General features: G+C 37.8%; 14 protein-coding genes and 1 rRNA gene. 8 read left to right on the forward strand and 7 right to left on the reverse strand.

Annotation, left to right across the window (positions count from 1 at the left end; genetic code table 11):
* Positions 1-121 precede the first annotated feature (121 nt).
* The 7 genes from rsmG to rpmH form a co-directional block, all read right to left on the reverse strand.
* Positions 122-838 carry a 16S rRNA (guanine(527)-N(7))-methyltransferase RsmG gene (gene rsmG / locus B5473_RS03015; protein ID WP_014822346.1) on the reverse strand — a complete coding sequence of 239 codons (717 nt, stop codon included), beginning with the start codon at positions 836-838 and terminating at the stop codon, positions 122-124.
* A gap of 60 nt (positions 839-898) precedes the next feature.
* On the reverse strand, positions 899-2,794 hold the full coding sequence (gene mnmG / locus B5473_RS03020; RefSeq protein ID WP_079523592.1) for a tRNA uridine-5-carboxymethylaminomethyl(34) synthesis enzyme MnmG: 1,896 nt from the start codon (positions 2,792-2,794) through the stop codon (positions 899-901).
* 27 nt (positions 2,795-2,821) lie between these two features.
* Positions 2,822-4,207, reverse strand: a complete 1,386-nt coding sequence (gene mnmE, locus B5473_RS03025) for a tRNA uridine-5-carboxymethylaminomethyl(34) synthesis GTPase MnmE (RefSeq protein WP_079523593.1) — start codon at positions 4,205-4,207, stop codon at positions 2,822-2,824.
* Positions 4,208-4,381: 174 nt separating this feature from the next.
* A complete protein-coding gene (gene jag, locus B5473_RS03030) occupies positions 4,382-5,146 on the reverse strand; it encodes an RNA-binding cell elongation regulator Jag/EloR (protein WP_079523594.1) in 765 nt (254 codons plus the stop codon).
* Complete coding sequence (gene yidC / locus B5473_RS03035) at positions 5,147-5,929, reverse strand: membrane protein insertase YidC (protein ID WP_079523595.1); 783 nt, start codon at positions 5,927-5,929, stop codon at positions 5,147-5,149.
* A 131-nt stretch (positions 5,930-6,060) separates the two neighbouring features.
* Positions 6,061-6,402: a ribonuclease P protein component gene (rnpA, locus tag B5473_RS03040; protein WP_008408387.1), complete on the reverse strand. Its 342-nt coding sequence runs from the start codon at positions 6,400-6,402 to the stop codon at positions 6,061-6,063.
* 95 nt (positions 6,403-6,497) lie between these two features.
* The gene (gene rpmH / locus B5473_RS03045) at positions 6,498-6,632 is read right to left on the reverse strand and encodes a 50S ribosomal protein L34 (RefSeq protein WP_008408389.1); all 135 of its coding nucleotides are present in this window, start codon (positions 6,630-6,632) and stop codon (positions 6,498-6,500) included.
* Positions 6,633-7,319: 687 nt separating this feature from the next.
* Between rpmH and dnaA the strand changes: the two genes are divergently transcribed.
* From dnaA to B5473_RS03085, 8 genes are all read left to right on the forward strand, one after another.
* The gene (dnaA, locus tag B5473_RS03050) at positions 7,320-8,663 is read left to right on the forward strand and encodes a chromosomal replication initiator protein DnaA (RefSeq protein WP_079523596.1); all 1,344 of its coding nucleotides are present in this window, start codon (positions 7,320-7,322) and stop codon (positions 8,661-8,663) included.
* Between the two features lie 171 nt (positions 8,664-8,834).
* A complete protein-coding gene (gene dnaN, locus B5473_RS03055; protein ID WP_079523597.1) occupies positions 8,835-9,971 on the forward strand; it encodes a DNA polymerase III subunit beta in 1,137 nt (378 codons plus the stop codon).
* 124 nt (positions 9,972-10,095) lie between these two features.
* Positions 10,096-10,332, forward strand: coding sequence for a S4 domain-containing protein YaaA (gene yaaA, locus B5473_RS03060; protein WP_079523598.1), 237 nt, complete (start codon positions 10,096-10,098; stop codon positions 10,330-10,332).
* A 3-nt stretch (positions 10,333-10,335) separates the two neighbouring features.
* The gene (gene recF, locus B5473_RS03065) at positions 10,336-11,454 is read left to right on the forward strand and encodes a DNA replication/repair protein RecF (RefSeq protein ID WP_079523599.1); all 1,119 of its coding nucleotides are present in this window, start codon (positions 10,336-10,338) and stop codon (positions 11,452-11,454) included.
* A gap of 61 nt (positions 11,455-11,515) precedes the next feature.
* Positions 11,516-13,441, forward strand: coding sequence for a DNA topoisomerase (ATP-hydrolyzing) subunit B (gyrB, locus tag B5473_RS03070; RefSeq protein WP_079523600.1), 1,926 nt, complete (start codon positions 11,516-11,518; stop codon positions 13,439-13,441).
* Positions 13,442-13,533: 92 nt separating this feature from the next.
* Positions 13,534-16,035 (forward strand): DNA gyrase subunit A, encoded by a 2,502-nt coding sequence (gyrA, locus tag B5473_RS03075; RefSeq protein WP_079523601.1) that lies wholly within the window; start codon positions 13,534-13,536, stop codon positions 16,033-16,035.
* A gap of 175 nt (positions 16,036-16,210) precedes the next feature.
* The gene (locus tag B5473_RS03080; RefSeq protein ID WP_439848465.1) at positions 16,211-17,314 is read left to right on the forward strand and encodes an HD-GYP domain-containing protein; all 1,104 of its coding nucleotides are present in this window, start codon (positions 16,211-16,213) and stop codon (positions 17,312-17,314) included.
* Between the two features lie 471 nt (positions 17,315-17,785).
* Positions 17,786-17,878, forward strand: a 16S ribosomal RNA gene (locus tag B5473_RS03085); the annotation flags it as partial.

Genomic DNA, 17,878 nt, shown 5'->3' on the forward strand with positions numbered 1-17,878 from the left:
AATAATGTCTTTACCCATTTGTATTTCAAAATAAACTTATATTTTTCTATCCACTAAAAAAACATAAATATAAATATATATGCAGCAAAAGACGGATATATTTCAAATTTGGTTAATTTTTTTATTTAATTGGTGTTTTATTAGGAACACCTGGTTTACGCGGGTATTTTTTGGGTGTTGATTTTACTTTATCAAATACATAAAGTGAACGTTCGCTTTCCTCTACCGGTAAATGGAATGCAAACTCTTCTATTAATTTTCCGCCTAATGTAGAGATGGCTTTTGTCGCATCTTTTAATTCTTCTGCACCTGCTGCGGCTTTTAACGCAACAAAATAACCGCCTTCTTTTGCTAATGGAATACATAGCTCTGATAATACAGAAAGACGTGCTACAGCGCGGGCTGTGACAACATCAAATTTCTCACGGTATGCTGCATTTTGACCAAACTCTTCGGCACGGGCATGAACAAATGTCATATGATCCAAGTTTAACTCATTTGTTAAATGATTTAAAAATGTAATTCGTTTATTTAGTGAATCTACAATCGTAATTTGTAAATGCGGGAAGCAGATTTTAATCGGAATACTCGGGAAGCCTGCACCTGCACCAACATCGCATACCGTTGTCACCTTCGTAAAATCAAAATAAAATGACGCACTGATTGAATCATAGAAGTGCTTTAAATAAACGCCTTCCAAATCCGTAATTGCCGTTAAGTTCATTTTTTCATTCCACTCAACTAACAGCTCAAAGTATTTTTTAAACTGCGCAATCTGGTGTTCTGAAAGCTCAATACCCTTTTCCTTCAATGCTTCGATAAACTGCTTTTCGTTCATAAAATGACTCCTCCATATTAAAGAATGAGCGCCTTTTTTGGATAAAGACGCTCACATCATTCAGTTCGTAGTTACTTTTGCAATTTTCCCTTGCTCAATATAGACAAGTAAAATTGAAACGTCCGCAGGGTTTACACCTGAAATACGCGATGCTTGAGCAATTGAAAGCGGCTGAACACTCTTAAGTTTCATGCGTGCTTCTGTCGCCAAGCTTGGAATAGCATCATAATCGATATTTTCAGGGATTTTCTTATCCTCAAGCTTCTTCATTTTCTCTACTTGCTGAAGAGCTTTTTGAATATACCCCTCATATTTTAATTGAATTTCAATCTGCTCTTTAACATCATCTGAAAGTTCCACTTCTGATGGAGTTAGGGAAGCAACTAAATCATACGTCATTTCAGTACGTTTTAAAAGGTCTGCTCCGCGGATACCATCTTTTAGTTCCGCGCCGCCAGCATTGCGGATGACTTCTTGTGTCGTCGAATTCGGCTTAATAATAATTTCACGCAGACGGGCAATTTCCTGTTCAATCTGTGCTTTTTTCTCTTGGAACTTCGCATAACGGTCTTCTGTAATCATCCCTGCTTTATAACCGATTTCCGTTAAACGTAAATCTGCATTGTCATGACGTAATAGAAGACGGTACTCTGCACGAGAAGTTAATAAACGGTAAGGTTCATTCGTACCTTTTGTAACAAGGTCGTCAATTAATACACCGATATAGGCATCTGAACGGTCTAAAATAATTTCTTCACGGCCTAAAACTTTTGCTGCGGCATTCATTCCGGCCATTAACCCTTGCCCTGCTGCTTCTTCATAGCCTGAAGTACCGTTAATTTGACCTGCTGTATAAAGACCTTGAATTTTTTTCGTTTCTAATGTTGGCCATAATTGTGTAGGAATAACTGAATCGTATTCAATCGCATAGCCTGCACGCATCATTTCGGCATTTTCCAAACCAGGAATCGATGCGATTAATTTCTTTTGTACATGCTCCGGTAAGCTTGTTGATAAACCTTGAACATATACTTCACGTGTATTACGTCCTTCAGGCTCAAGGAAAATCTGGTGGCGCGGTTTGTCGTTAAAGCGCGTTACTTTATCTTCAATTGATGGGCAGTAACGTGGACCTGTCCCTTTAATCATCCCTGAAAACATTGGAGACAAATGCAGGTTTTCCTCAATTGTACGATGTGTTTCTTCTGTGGTATAAGTTAACCAGCAAGGAAGCTGATCCATAATATATTCTGTTGTTTCAAAACTGAATGCACGGGGTACATCATCACCAGGTTGAATTTCCGTTTTTGAATAATCAATTGTACGGTTGTTTACACGTGGTGGTGTTCCTGTTTTAAAACGAATTAAGTCAAATCCTAATTCTTTTAGGTTATCCGCTAATTTAATCGATGGCTGCTGGTTGTTTGGACCTGAAGAATATTTCAGATTTCCTAAAATAATTTCTCCACGTAAAAACGTACCTGTTGTAATAATAACAGCCGGTGCACGGTAAATTGCTCCAACTTGTGTAATGACACCTTTTACTGCGCCATCCTCTACAATTAGTTCATCGACCATTGCCTGATGAATTTGAAGGTTTTCTTCTTCTTCCAAAACCCGTTTCATCTCATGCTGATATTGGAATTTATCCGCTTGTGCACGTAAAGCGCGTACTGCTGGACCTTTCCCGGTATTTAACATACGCATTTGAATATGTGTTTTATCGATAATGCGTCCCATTAAACCGCCAAGTGCATCAATTTCACGAACAACGATTCCTTTTGCAGGTCCGCCGACTGAAGGATTACATGGCATAAACGCAATCATATCTAAGTTAATTGTAAGCATGAGTGTTTTAGCACCCATTTTGGCAGCTGCATATGCAGATTCCACACCTGCATGTCCTGCACCAACAACGATTACGTCAAAATTACCTGCTTCGTATTGTATTGACATGTTGTTCTTCCTCTCTTTTATTCCGATTTATTTCCCTAAACAGAACTGCGAGAATAGCTGATTAATTAAGCTTTCCTGTACAGTATCTCCAATAATTTCACCAAGAATCTCCCATGTACGTGTCACATCGATTTGAATCATATCGACAGGTACACCTGATTCAGCTGCAGCAAGCGCATCTTCAATTACCTGTTGTGCTTGATGCAATAGTGCAATATGTCGCGCATTTGATACATATGTTAAATCATTCGCTTCCACTTGCCCTTCAAAGAACAATGCTGCAATTGCTTCTTCCAGCTCAATTACACCTTCTTCTTTCAATAACGAAGTCGTTACGACACGATGTTTTCCAGCCAATTCATGAACACGGTTTAAATCGATTTTACGTTCGATATCTGTCTTGTTGACAACGACAATATAATCCATCGCCTGAATCGTTTCAAAAAGGCGTTCATCTTCTTCTGTAAGCTCTTCTCCGTAATTTAATACAAGCAATATTAAATCAGCATCTTTTAATGCCTCTCTCGAACGCTCAACACCAATTCGTTCAACGATATCTTCTGTTTCCCGAATACCTGCTGTATCAACTAAACGTAAAGGAACTCCTCGTACGTTTACGTATTCTTCAATAATATCACGAGTTGTGCCTGCAATGTCGGTAACAATTGCTTTATTTTCTTGAACTAAACTATTTAAAAGAGATGATTTACCTACGTTTGGACGTCCTAAAATAACGGTAGATAAACCTTCACGTAAAATTTTACCTTGAGATGATGTTTGAAGTAATTTAATAATTTCCTCTCGTACCCAACCGCATTTTTCAAGAAGTACAGGAATCGTCATTTCTTCTACATCGTCATATTCCGGATAATCAATGTTTACTTCCACTTGTGCCAACGTCTCTAATAATGCCTGGCGTAAAGATGTAATAAGACGTGAAAGCTTTCCATCCATCTGGCCGAGCGCAACATTCATTGCACGATCGGTTTTTGCACGAATTAAATCCATTACCGCTTCTGCCTGTGACAAGTCGATACGGCCATTTAAGAATGCACGCTTCGTAAATTCTCCAGGCTCTGCTAAACGTGCACCATACCGTAATACAAGCTGCAGTACTCGGTTAACAGATACAATACCGCCATGACAATTGATTTCGACAACATCTTCACGTGTAAATGTTTTAGGTCCGCGCATTAAGCTCAACATAACTTCCTCTACCACTTCATCGGTTTTCGGGTCGATCAAATGTCCGTAATGGATAGTATGTGTCGCAACGTCCGTCAGACGCTTATGATTTGGTGATTTAAATATTTTATCTGCAATCGCTACCGCCTCATCGCCGCTCAGACGAACAATCGCAATAGCTCCTTCTCCCATCGGAGTGGAAATCGCAGCAATCGTATCGAATTCCATTTATATCCTCCTATTTCAGTGTTATCCACATGTGGATAAATCACATCCGTGCTATACTAACTAACAATTTAGACTAACATATTTTTATTAAAATCTAAAGTAATGTAGATTTGGTTCCATCTCTCATTAAAAAAACGACCTATCCAAAAGAATAGGTCGAAATCTGTCTGTATATTATTTTACTGGCTCAATCACTAAATATCGATTTGGTTCGACACCTTCTGAGTGTGTTTCGATATCTATTCGATTTGCCAAAGCATTATGAATAATTTTTCGTTCATAAGATGCCATAGGTTCAAATGATACGGGTTTTCGTGTTCGAATAGCCTTGTCCGCCATGCGTAATGCCAGCTGTTCAAGTGCTGCTTGACGTCGCTCACGATAATCTTCCACATCCATTTGTAAAATCATAAACGATTTGGCTGTTTTATTAAGAATGAGCTGAGTTAAATGTTGAAGCGCATTTAATGTAAGGCCACGCTTTCCAATTAATAACGCTGCTTTCTCGCTCGATAACTTAAATGAAACATGTTTACCATCTGTTTCATGGTCAATTGTTAAATCTGTAATTCCCATTCCTAGAGCAATATTCGTTAAATACTGTTTTGACTCTTCAATGGGGTACACTTGTTGTTGTTCATGGTGAATTGGTTGATCTTCATTTGCTGAAACCGGCTCATTCTCGATTGTTTCCTCGACAATTGTCAGTTCTTCCACATCAGATGCAGAATCTGAAGTCGTCTCTTGATCCACTTGCTGCTGAACAATTTCCTTTACTGTGACACGAACTTCAGCATTTCGTGCCCCAAAACCTAAAAATCCTTTTTTACCCTCTTGTAAAACTTCCACATCAACTTGTTCACGAGTATGGCCAAGCTTTTGTAACGCTAATGAGATCGCTTCTTCTACTGTTGCGCCTATTTGCGTAGTTTGTTTCACTTATTTCGCCCCTTTAGCATCGGTAGCATCCGGTTTATTTTTATTCCAAGGTTTGTAAATAACAAGGTTTTGTAATACAGATACAAAGTTTCCGACTACCCAATACAATGATAACGCGGCTGGTAAAATAATACCGAAACCAACAATCATTAATGGCATGATGTACATCATAATTTTCATTTGCGGGTTATCTACTGCTGGTCCAGTCATTAATACAACATACTGGATAAGACCTGCGATAACAGCAAATACAATACTTGGCTCCGCTAATGGAACCGATAAAAACGTCCCTAATTCAAATGCATCCGGTGTTGCATTCATACGGCTAATCGCATGATAGAAACCGATTAAAATCGGCATTTGGACAAGAATCGGTAAACAGCCGGCTAACGGGTTAACACCAGAAGTCTGCATTAACTGCATCATTTCCTGCTGGTACTTTTGCTGAGTTACCGCGTCTTTTGAGCTGTATTTTGCTTGCAGCTCTTTTAGCTTCGGTTGCATTTCCTGCATTTTCTTAGAACTTTTTACTTGTTTAATAGTTAAAGGCAGAATAATTAGACGAATAATAACAGTTACGATAATAATTGCAAATGCATAATTCGCAGCACTACCCTCAAACATATCAGCAAAAAGCTTGATAAATGATACTAATGGCCAAACAATATATTCATTCCAAAAGCCATCACTTTCAGATGAAATTGGTTGGTCAAATTCTGTACAGCCTGATAGCAGTAATACTACTGAAACAAGTGACAGCATTATCCATAGATTTTTCTTCAACCTTCTTCCCCCTAAAGCAAATCTATTCAATTTTTATGACAATATTTTACCATTACGGACGTTCGTACACTACTAATTGTTCTGTAAATTCAAATTTTAGAGCATTGAATTAGTAACAATTAAATGTGGAACTATCCTTTATATACTCTTGCAACCTTTAAAACATGCTGCAAGCTTTTTTTGGTTTCGTGAAAATCCAGTGTGGCCGCCTGCGTTCTGGCGATAATAACATAATCCATATCTTGTTTTACTTCATCTTTTAATTCAAGAAAAGCTTGGCGAATATAGCGTTTCACTTGAACCCGAGTGACCGCATTTCCTACTTTTTTGCTCACTGATAAGCCAATACGAAACGCCTGTTGTTCTTCCTTTTTCAAGCAATATACAACAAATTGGCGATTCGCAAACGACTTACCTTTTTTAAACACCTTTTGAAAATCTTCATTTTTCTTTATACGTTGGCGTTTATTCATGATCCATTCACCTGCTCCATCTAATCATTGGTACTTTTTTTGCTCATTCAACAACGATAAAAGAAAAAAAAGACCACTGATGTGGCTCAGTGGACTTATGCTGATAATACTTTTCTTCCTTTTTTACGACGGCGAGCTAATACGTTACGGCCGTTTTTAGTGCTCATACGAGCGCGGAAACCGTGAACTTTAGAGTGCTTACGTTTTTTAGGTTGGTACGTGCGTTTCATTTATATACACCTCCTGAATTCGAGCGTTACTATATCTATCTCTACATACAGACCATGATATTATATAAAGAATAAAACCTATTTGTCAATGCTTCAATTTTATTTTTCTCTTTTTCCTTATAAACCTCATATAATCCCCTTGCTGATCTACAATCCCACTTATCCACAATTTATAAAATTAATTTAAGTTTATGTTGTGAATAGTATTTTTGCCCTTAAAAATTATCCACAGCGTTTATCTACAGGTTTTTCACATATAACAAACCTGTGGACAACTGTTATGTATATAACATATGATTATGTGGATAAGATCGTTTAAGTATTGAAATACCTAACTTTATTTGATACGATAACTGTGTTTTACTTTGTGGAATTCTTTTCTGGGAAATATATTATCCACAATTGTTGATAATCTGTGGACAAAGATTTCCCCTACTCTAGAACAACCTTTATCCACAACTTGTGGTTATGTGTATGAACTCCTTTTTAATTATAAAATATATATTTTATAGCTCTGTTTCCTATTAACCATCTAACAGAGCCTTTCTTTTTTCGTAAGCAGGAAAGTTTGCATTTGTAAGGAAATTCACATAAAAAGAGACTCTCAACTAATCTTTGTTAGTATGAGCTTTGTCATTTAAATATACGAATCGAATGTGAAATGAATTAATGAAAGGAAGAAAGAGCTTGGAACATTTAGAAAACCTATGGAATGCCGTCCTTGCCCAAGCTGAACAGAAAATCTCGAAACCGAGCTTTGATACTTGGCTGAAATCAACAAAACTTCTTGCACATAGTGGCACAAAAGTGACGATTTCCGCGCCTAACTCTTTTGCCCGCGATTGGCTTGAACAATACTACATCCATATGATTACAGGAATATTAAACGAGTTAACTGGAGAGGATCTAGTCATTAATTTTGTTGTCCAGAAAGATCAGGCCGCAGATGACTTTGAACTACCGCCCCCAATTACTCAAGCAAAATCAAGTGAACACCATGACATTACCCCAGGTATGCTCAATCCAAAGTACACATTTGATACATTCGTTATTGGTTCCGGTAACCGCTTTGCCCATGCAGCGAGCTTAGCAGTAGCAGAGGCACCTGCAAAAGCTTACAACCCGTTCTTTATTTATGGGGGGGTAGGTTTAGGAAAAACTCACTTAATGCATGCAATTGGACATTATGTAAAAGAACATAATCCGACAGCAAATGTCGTCTATTTATCATCTGAAAAATTCACAAATGAGTTTATTAACTCGATTCGTGATAATAAAACAATCGATTTTCGAAATAAATACCGCAATGTTGATGTACTGCTAATAGATGATATTCAATTTTTGGCTGGTAAGGAATCGACACAAGAGGAATTCTTCCATACATTCAATACACTGCATGAAGAATCAAAGCAGATTGTCATCTCAAGTGACCGTCCTCCAAAGGAAATTCCAACTTTAGAGGATCGTTTGCGTTCACGCTTTGAATGGGGATTAATTACTGATATTGCACCACCTGATTTAGAAACACGTATTGCGATTTTACGTAAAAAAGCAAAAGCAGATGGACTTGATATTCCGAATGAAGTCATGCTTTATATTGCCAACCAAGTTGATACGAATATTCGTGAACTTGAGGGGGCATTGATCCGCGTTGTGGCCTATTCATCTTTAGTAAATATGGATGTTTCGCCTGAACTTGCTGCTGAAGCTTTAAAAGATATTATGCCAAATTCAAAACCACGCATGATTTCTATTTTGGATATTCAAACAGCAACTGGAGAGCATTTTAATATTCGACTGGAAGACTTTTCGGCAAAACGCCGTACAAAATCCATTGCCTTTCCAAGACAAGTTGCGATGTACTTATCTCGTGAGTTAACCGATTTTTCTTTGCCGAAAATTGGTGAAGAGTTTGGAGGCCGTGATCATACAACAGTAATCCATGCCCATGAGAAAATCTCTTCTTTACTTAAAACAGATCAGCAGCTTCAGCAGGATATTAAACAAATTCGTAGTATGTTAGGTAAATAAACTCTGTGTATAACTTTATCTTTTTCACACAAGACTATTCACAACTTATCAACATGTGGATAGCGCTCTCTACCTGTGCAAAATAGGGGTTATCCACAAATTCACAGGCCCTATTACTATATCTATTAATATCTTTAAATAAATAATTAATTATATAAGAGAGGTAAACTAATGAAATTTACTATTTTACGTGATCGTCTTTTAGCAGGATTAAACGATGTAATGAAAGCTGTAAGTTCTAAAACGACAATCCCTATTTTAACGGGGATTAAAATTGATGTTACAAACGAAGGTATGACGTTAACTGGTAGTGATGCAGACATTACAATCCAGACATTCATTCCTGTAGAAGAAAATGGCGAACAAATTATGGATATTACACAAACAGGCTCTATTGTGCTACAAGCTCGTATGTACAATGAAATTATCCGTAAATTGCCTACTAATGAAGTAGAAATCGAAATTACAAACGGCTATGCAACAATCATCCGATCAGGAAAGTCAGAGTTCCACCTTATCGGCTCAGATGCAACGGAATATCCACAGTTACCTGAAATTGCTGCTGACCGCCAATTTACGATTCCAACAGATTTATTAAAGTCAGTTATTAGAGAAACTGTATTTGCTGTAGCGACATCGGAAAGTCGTCCGGTGTTGACAGGTGTAAACTGGAAAGTTGAAGGTGATGCATTAATATGCGTTGCAACGGATAGTCACCGATTAGCACGTCGCAAAGTGAATCTTGAAAATTTACCAAATGATATTACTTCAGTCGTAATTCCAGGTAAAAGCTTAAATGAATTGAACAAAATTTTAGAAGACACAAATAATCCTGTACAAATCGTACTGACAAACCAGCATGTATTATTTAAAACAGATGATGTCCTGTTCTTCTCTCGTCTTTTAGAAGGCAATTATCCGGATACATCACGTTTAATTCCAGAAGAGTTTAAAACAATGATTACGATTAACGGAAAATCTTTATTGCAGGCAATTGACCGTGCTTCACTTTTAGCTCGTGAAGACCGCAATAATGTTGTTCGTTTTGAAACACTGGAAAATCAAACAGTCGAAATTTCATCGAATTCACCTGAGATCGGTAAAGTTGAAGAGCAGATTCAAGTGGAAAGTTTGGAAGGTGAAACATTAAAGATTTCATTCAGTGCGAAATATATGATGGAAGCCTTAAAAGCGATTGATGGACAAGATGTAGTAATTGAATTTACAGGTGCAATGCGCCCGTTCATCTTACGTTCTGTTGCAGATGATGCAATTTTGCAATTGATTTTACCGGTACGTACTTACTAAAATTCAATAAAATTTTAAAAGGAATGGTCTTAACTTGTTATTGAGACCGTTCCTTTTTTACTTATGGACGATTTTTAGGTATGATAGAATGATAAGACTTTATTTAAGTGGAGGATGACTTACGTTGAATGAATTAGTAATTGATACAGAATATATAACGCTTGGTCAAGCGCTGAAAATGACAGATGCAATTAGCTCTGGCGGTATGGCAAAGTGGTTTTTAAGTGAACATGAAGTGTTTGTAAATGGAGAAGTGGAAGATCGTCGCGGGAAAAAACTGCGTCATGGAGATGTAATTAATATTCCTGGTGTAGGACGCTACAAAATTGTCGATGCATTTATTCAAAACGGAGAAAATTAATACATGAACATCGAGCGCTTGCAGCTAACAAATTATCGTAACTATGAATCGTTAACACTGGATTTTTCAGATAAAATTAATGTTTTTATTGGGGAAAATGCTCAAGGAAAAACAAATGTAATGGAATCAATCTATGTACTAGCGATGGCCAAATCTCATCGTACCGCGAACGATAAAGAATTAATACGTTGGGATGCGGATTATGGTAAAATAGAAGGTGTGGTAAATAAGCGTTACGGTGGCGTTCCTATCGAATTAACGATTTCAAAAAAAGGCAAAAAGGGCAAAATCAATCATCTTGAACAGACGAAGCTAAGCAATTATATCGGACAGATGAATGTAGTAATGTTTGCACCGGAAGATTTGAATATCGTAAAGGGCAGCCCCCAAATTCGCCGAAGATTCATCGATATGGAAATCGGACAAATTTCCCCTGTTTACTTACATGATTTACTAACATTCCAAAAGATTTTGAAACAACGTAATCATTTATTAAAAAAGAATGCGGGAAAACAATCACTCGCATCTGATGTGATGTTTGAAATTTATACAGAACAATATGTGCAGGCGGCAATTCAAATTATCCGTAAAAGATTTCAGTTTATCGAGCTTTTACAAGATTGGGCCGAACCGATTCACTTTGGCATTTCGCGAGGCTTAGAAAAGCTTGTCATAAAATACCGTCCTGTAACGGGGATGGAAGCAAGCTGGACTGCCGAAGAAATGGCGGATTACTTAACAAAGAAACTAGAAGAAGTGAAGCAGCGTGAAATTGAGAGAGGCGTAACACTTATCGGGCCTCATCGGGACGATCTACAGTTTTTTGTCAATGATTATGATGTTCAAGTATACGGCTCACAAGGGCAGCAACGCACAACGGCATTATCTTTGAAACTTGCCGAAATTGAACTTATCAAACAGGAAACAAAGGAAACTCCGATTCTTTTATTGGATGATGTTTTATCTGAATTGGACGATTACCGCCAATCACATTTATTAAATACAATTCAAGGTGAAGTCCAGACATTCGTTACAACAACGAGTGTAGAAGGTATTCACCATGACACAATACAGCACGCAAAATTGTTCCATGTCACACAAGGAACAATTGAGCAACCATAAGTGCATTGAAATACGTAATAAAGAAGCATACTGATAGTTATGAAAGAGTAGGTGAACAATAGTGGCTTTAGAAGATAATAAAGTCCAGCAATCTTATGATGCGGATCAAATACAAGTATTAGAAGGATTAGAGGCTGTTCGAAAACGTCCTGGTATGTATATTGGTTCAACGAGTTCAAAAGGATTGCACCATTTAGTTTGGGAAATTGTTGATAATAGTATTGATGAAGCGTTAGCAGGTTATTGTACAGGAATCACAGTAACAATTGAACAAGACAATTGGATTCGCGTAGAAGATAACGGTCGTGGTATTCCCGTAGATATTCAAGAAAAAATGGGTATGCCTGCTGTTGAAGTAATTATGACAGTACTTCACGCCGGCGGTAAATTCGGCGGCGGAGGCTATAAAGTATCAGGTGGTCTTCACGGTGTTGGTGCTTCCGTAGTAAACGCATTATCAAGTCAGACAATTGTTCAAGTACACCGCGATGGTAAAATCCATGAAATTATTTTTGAGCGCGGTCAAACGGTTCAAAAGTTAACAGTGGTTGGTGAAACAGACCATACAGGTACAACAACTCGATTTAAAGCTGACAGCGAAATCTTTAAAGAAACAACAGTTTATGAATACGATATTTTAGCGACACGTATCCGAGAATTGGCCTATTTAAATCGTGGCATCAGCCTTACGATTGCAGATGAACGTACAGGACAGGAACGTTCTGAAACATTCCACTTTGAAGGTGGTATTCGTGAATATGTTGAGCATATAAACGAAAATAAAGAACCTATTCATGTACCGATTGATGTGTTAGGCGAAAAAGAAGGCATTACAGTTGAAATTGCTATGCAGTATAATGCAGGCTTCAGCTCAAATATTATGTCCTTTGCAAACAACATCAACACGTATGAAGGTGGTACGCACGAATCAGGCTTTAAAACTGCCTTAACACGTGTTATTAACGACTATGCCCGCAAAGCAAACCTGATTAAAGAATCGGATGCCAACCTTACAGGCGAAGATGTTCGTGAAGGTTTAACGGCAATCGTATCAATAAAACACCCGGAACCTCAATTTGAGGGTCAAACAAAAACAAAACTTGGAAACTCTGAAGTAAGTCAGATTACAAATGCTTTATTCTCTGACGGATTTGAACGTTTCCTGCTTGAAAATCCATCTGTTGCACGTCAAGTTATCGAAAAAGGTACAATGGCGGCTCGTGCGCGTGTAGCGGCGAAAAAGGCACGCGAATTTACACGTCGTAAATCTGCATTGGAAGTTTCAAGTTTACCAGGTAAATTAGCAGACTGTTCTTCGACAAACCCTGCTGAATCTGAAATCTATATCGTAGAGGGTGACTCTGCCGGCGGATCTGCTAAATCAGGCCGTGACCGTCATTTCCAGGCGATTTTACCACTGCGCGGAAAAATCCTTAACGTTGAGAAAGCGCGCTTGGACCGTATTTTATCTAATGCCGAAATTCGTGCGATGATTACAGCATTCGGTACTGGTATTGGAGAAGAGTTTAATTTAGAAAAAGCACGATATCACAAAATCGTAATTATGACGGATGCCGATGTCGATGGTGCACATATTCGTGTATTATTGCTGACGTTCTTCTTCCGTTTCATGCGTCCACTGATTGAAGCGGGTTATGTATATGCTGCAAAACCACCGCTTTATCAGGTGAAACAAGGGAAACATGTTGAATACTGCTACTCAGATCAGGAGTTAGAAGATATTTTAAGCCGTCTGCCGAAGTTACCAAAGCCTAATGTACAGCGTTATAAAGGTTTAGGGGAAATGAATGCAGCACAATTATGGGATACAACAATGGATCCAGAGCACCGTACTTTAATTCGAGTAGAATTGGATGATGCAATTGAAGCGGATAAAATTTTCGATCACTTAATGGGTGATGAAGTTGCACCTCGTCGTGATTTTATCGAAGAAAATGCAGTATACGTGCAAGACTTGGATATTTAACATCCTTTAGCGGGTTTTAAACACCCGCTAAAGGATGCAATTATGCTTGGACATAATTGATTAGTTAGTGCAATTGGAAGGAGGTCCTTATTTTGTCTGACATTCAGCATGGACATATTGAATCTAGAAATATTACAACAGAAATAAAATCATCTTTCCTAAGCTATGCGATGAGCGTTATCGTTTCGCGTGCTTTACCAGACGTGCGTGATGGACTTAAACCAGTACATCGACGTATTTTATTTGGTATGCAGGAGCTAGGAAATACATCAGATAAACCATATAAAAAGAGTGCCCGTATCGTTGGGGACGTAATGGGTAAATTCCACCCTCACGGTGACTCATCGATTTATGATGCAATGGTACGTATGGCGCAAGATTTCAGCTACCGCTATATGTTAGTAGACGGCCATGGTAACTTTGGTTCAGTTGATGGCGACGGTGCTGCAGCAATGCGTTATACAGAATCACGTATGTCAAAAATCGCGATGGAAATGTTGCGCGATATTAACAAAGATACGATTGATTATGGACCGAACTATGATGGCAGTGAAAATGAACCTTTAGTATTACCGGCGCGCTATCCGAATTTATTAGTAAATGGTGCTTCTGGTATCGCAGTAGGTATGGCTACAAATATTCCGCCACACCATCTTGGAGAAACGATTGACGGTGTATTAGCAGTAGCAGATAACCCAGGCATTACGACAGAAGAGCTAATGGAAATCATTCCAGGTCCTGACTTCCCTACAGGAGGGATTATTCTAGGGCGCAGCGGTATTCGCCGTGCATATGAATCGGGCCGTGGTTCACTGACAATTCGGGCTAAAGTAGAAATTGAACAAGCTTCAAATGGCAAAGAGACAATTTTGGTGCACGAATTACCATACCAAGTTAACAAAGCAAAACTAATTGAAAAAATTGCCGAGTTGGTACGCGACAAAAAAATTGATGGCATTACAAATTTACGTGATGAATCAGACCGTAATGGTATGCGTATCGTTATAGAAGTGCGCCGTGATGCAAATGCGAATGTCGTTTTGAACAATTTGTTTAAGCAAACAGCAATGCAATCAAGCTTTGGTGTAAATATGCTTGCGCTAGTTGATGGACAGCCAAAAGTATTAAGTCTAAAAGAAGTGCTTTATCATTACTTAGAACACCAGAAAGTAGTTATTAAACGTCGTACTGCATTCGAGCTTCGAAAAGCAGAGGAACGTGCACATATTTTAGAGGGTTTACGTATTGCGCTTGATCATATTGATGAAATTATTTCTATTATCCGAGCTTCTCGCAGCGGTGAAGAAGCAAGACCTCAATTAATGGAGCGCTTTAATTTATCTGAACGCCAGGCACAAGCAATTTTAGATATGCGTCTTGTGCGTTTAAGCGGATTGGAACGCGAAAAAATTGAGGCTGAGTATCAGGAACTTTTAAAGTTAATCGATGAATTAAAAGCGATTTTAGCTGATGAAGCGAAAGTGGTTGAAATTATCCGTACAGAAATGACGGATATTAAAGAGCGTTACAGTGATGACCGTCGTACAGAAATTACAGCTGGCGGCTTAGAAATGATCGAAGACGAAGATTTAATTCCTCGTGAAAACTCGGTACTTACATTAACACATAACGGTTACATTAAACGTTTAGCTGCGAACACATATCGCTCGCAAAAACGCGGTGGCCGTGGTGTACAAGGTATGGGAACGAATGAAGATGACTTCGTAGAACATTTATTATTCACTTCTACACACGATACAATTCTTTTCTTTACTTCAAAAGGGAAAGTATTCCGTGCAAAAGGATATGAAATTCCGGAGTTCGGTCGCCAAGCGAAAGGACTGCCAATTGTTAACTTGCTTAATATTGATAAAGGTGAGCATGTTACTGCGATGATTCGCGTAACCGAGTTTAAAGAAGATGCTTACTTTATCTTTACTACAAAAACAGGGGTAACGAAACGTACACCTGTTGATCAGTTTGCAAATATCCGTACAAATGGTTTAATCGCCATTACATTACGTGAAGATGATGACTTAATTTCTGTTCACTTAACGGATGGCACGAAGGAAATTATTATCGGTACAAGCGATGGTATGTTAGTACGATTTAAAGAGGACGATATTCGTTCGATGGGTCGTTCAGCTGCCGGGGTACGCGGTATTAAACTTCGTGAAGGTGACTTTGTAGTAGGAATGGAGATTCTTGAGCCAGGTCAGGAAATTTTAGTTGTCACTGAAAATGGTTACGGTAAACGTACACCTGAATCTGAATACCGTTTACAAAGCCGTGGCGGTTTAGGTCTTAAAACCATGCAAATTACTGATAAGAACGGTAAAATGTGCGCGGTAAAGGCTGTGGATGGATCAGAAGACATTATGTTAATCACGATTAATGGTATGTTAATTCGTATGGACGTAAATGATATATCTGTAATTGGCCGTAGTACACAGGGGGTTCGTTTAATCAGACTTGCTGAAGGCGAATATGTAGCAACTGTTGCGCGGGTGAAAAAAGAAGATGATGCTCCGGATGATGAAGAAGAGATTGATTCTGAAACTGAAGAAGAGTCAAATTCAGTTATAGAAGAGTAATTTAAAAAGTAATCTAGTTAGTTTAGACTATCTAGATTACTTTTTTTGGTTGTAATTTAGTTTCCATTCGTTATAATTAACGTTAATATGAAAAAATTAGTAGTTATTTAGAAAGAATAAATCATTTAATGAGAATTTATCCTTACTTAATAACCGATAACGAGCTTAAGGGGTTGTGAAATTGGAAGCAATATTGATAAGAGTTGAGGAATTGCGATTAGGTAAAGTAATTGCTGAAGATATTTTTGCCAATACACAATATCCGATTATCTATAAAAATACAAAAGTAAAACCAGAGCATTTACGCGTATTTGAATTATTTAATTTAAAAACAGTATTAGTACATAATGAAATCGAAGTTAAAGAAACGGAGATAATCGAAGAAAAGTTAGATAATCCTCCAGTAGTGTTACCGTTGCAGCAATCCACAAGTTTCGAAAAGTCTTACCTTGGTGGGATAGGACAATTGAAAAAGGAATTTTCAAATTGGGAAGCTGGCGGAAGAGTAGACCTGGCAAAAGTAAGAAATATAATGATTCCGTTAATGGATAAAGTTTTAGAAAATCGCTCTTATATATTTGATCTGAACAGTTATTCGAATGCAAAGGATTATTTATACCATCATTGTATTGCTACAGGTTTAATAGCTGCGGTCATTGCGAAGAAAATGGGATATGAGCGAGGGGATACGATTCAGCTGGCTATCGCCGGAATGTTGGCGGATAGTGGAATGTCGAGAATTCCTTCACGTATACGGGATAAGAAAAGCGTTTTAACAGAATCCGAATTTGGGGAAGTAAGAAAACATCCTTACTATAGTTATTTACTAATTAAAAACGTAACGGCTATAAAGGATATTATGAAAGTAGCTGTTTATCAGCACCATGAACGTTTGGATGGCAGCGGCTATCCAAAAGGTGATCGTAGCGGATCTATTTCAATCTTTGCCCAAATTATTGCGGTAGCAGATGTATTCCATGCGATGACCAGTGAACGTATGTATCGTTCGAAACAATCTCCATTCAAAGTAATCGAGATGATTAAGGAAGAGGAGTTTGGAAAATTTGATATTAAAGTTGTTCAGGCTTTAATGAATATTGTCGTTGATTTGCCAATAGGAACGAAAATCGAATTATCGAATTTAGAGCTGGGTGAAGTAATGTTCATCAATAAATATTCACCTACACGTCCACTTGTAAAATTAACACGTACAGGAGAAATTGTAGATCTTTCTTCTAATAGAAGCTTTTATATTTCGCGTGTCATTACCCAAGGATAAAAATCGAACTAATTACTCGTTAGGGGGTTGTTTCTTTATTTAAAGAAGCAGCCCCTTTTAATATTAGTTTTACCTGTATAAACTAACTCAAAATAAAAATAGAAAATCATTCTATAAAGTATTGACGGTTCAGAAATCAAATGTTATTATATTTAAAGTCCTTACAAGATAACATCTTTTGAAAGATAAATATTGAAAAAGTGTTGACTTAAGTTAAGGGATGCTGTAATATAGTAAAAGTTGTCGCATGAAAGAGAAATGCTTCAACAGCAAAAAACTTTTCATTAAAAGTGTTGACAAATAACACGAAATAATGATAAGATATAAAAGTTGTCACCGAGACAACGCAATGAACCTTGAAAACTGAACAAGCAACGTTAATGAAACAAGCTTCTTAAATGAAGCAAACAATAGATTTTAACTTCTAACGAAGTTGGATCGCTAGCAAAGCAAATGAGCTTTCAAACTACTTTTATGGAGAGTTTGATCCTGGCTCAGGACGAACGCTGGCGGCGTGCCTAATACATGCAAGTCGAGCGGAAATTTTATTGGTGCTTGCACCTT

It is taken from the genome of Solibacillus isronensis (genome assembly GCF_900168685.1).
Classification (GTDB): domain Bacteria; phylum Bacillota; class Bacilli; order Bacillales_A; family Planococcaceae; genus Solibacillus; species Solibacillus isronensis_A.

Excerpts from the sequence above, each read along its gene's own strand:
- rsmG (WP_014822346.1), bottom strand. The coding sequence starts at position 838 with ATGAACGAAAAGCAGTTTATCGAAGCATTGAAGGAAAAGGGTATTGAG.
- rpmH (WP_008408389.1), bottom strand. The coding sequence starts at position 6,632 with ATGAAACGCACGTACCAACCTAAAAAACGTAAGCACTCTAAAGTTCAC.
- mnmG (WP_079523592.1), bottom strand. The coding sequence starts at position 2,794 with ATGTCAATACAATACGAAGCAGGTAATTTTGACGTAATCGTTGTTGGT.
- rnpA (WP_008408387.1), bottom strand. The coding sequence starts at position 6,402 with ATGAATAAACGCCAACGTATAAAGAAAAATGAAGATTTTCAAAAGGTG.
- dnaN (WP_079523597.1), top strand. The coding sequence starts at position 8,835 with ATGAAATTTACTATTTTACGTGATCGTCTTTTAGCAGGATTAAACGAT.
- mnmE (WP_079523593.1), bottom strand. The coding sequence starts at position 4,207 with ATGGAATTCGATACGATTGCTGCGATTTCCACTCCGATGGGAGAAGGA.
- recF (WP_079523599.1), top strand. The coding sequence starts at position 10,336 with ATGAACATCGAGCGCTTGCAGCTAACAAATTATCGTAACTATGAATCG.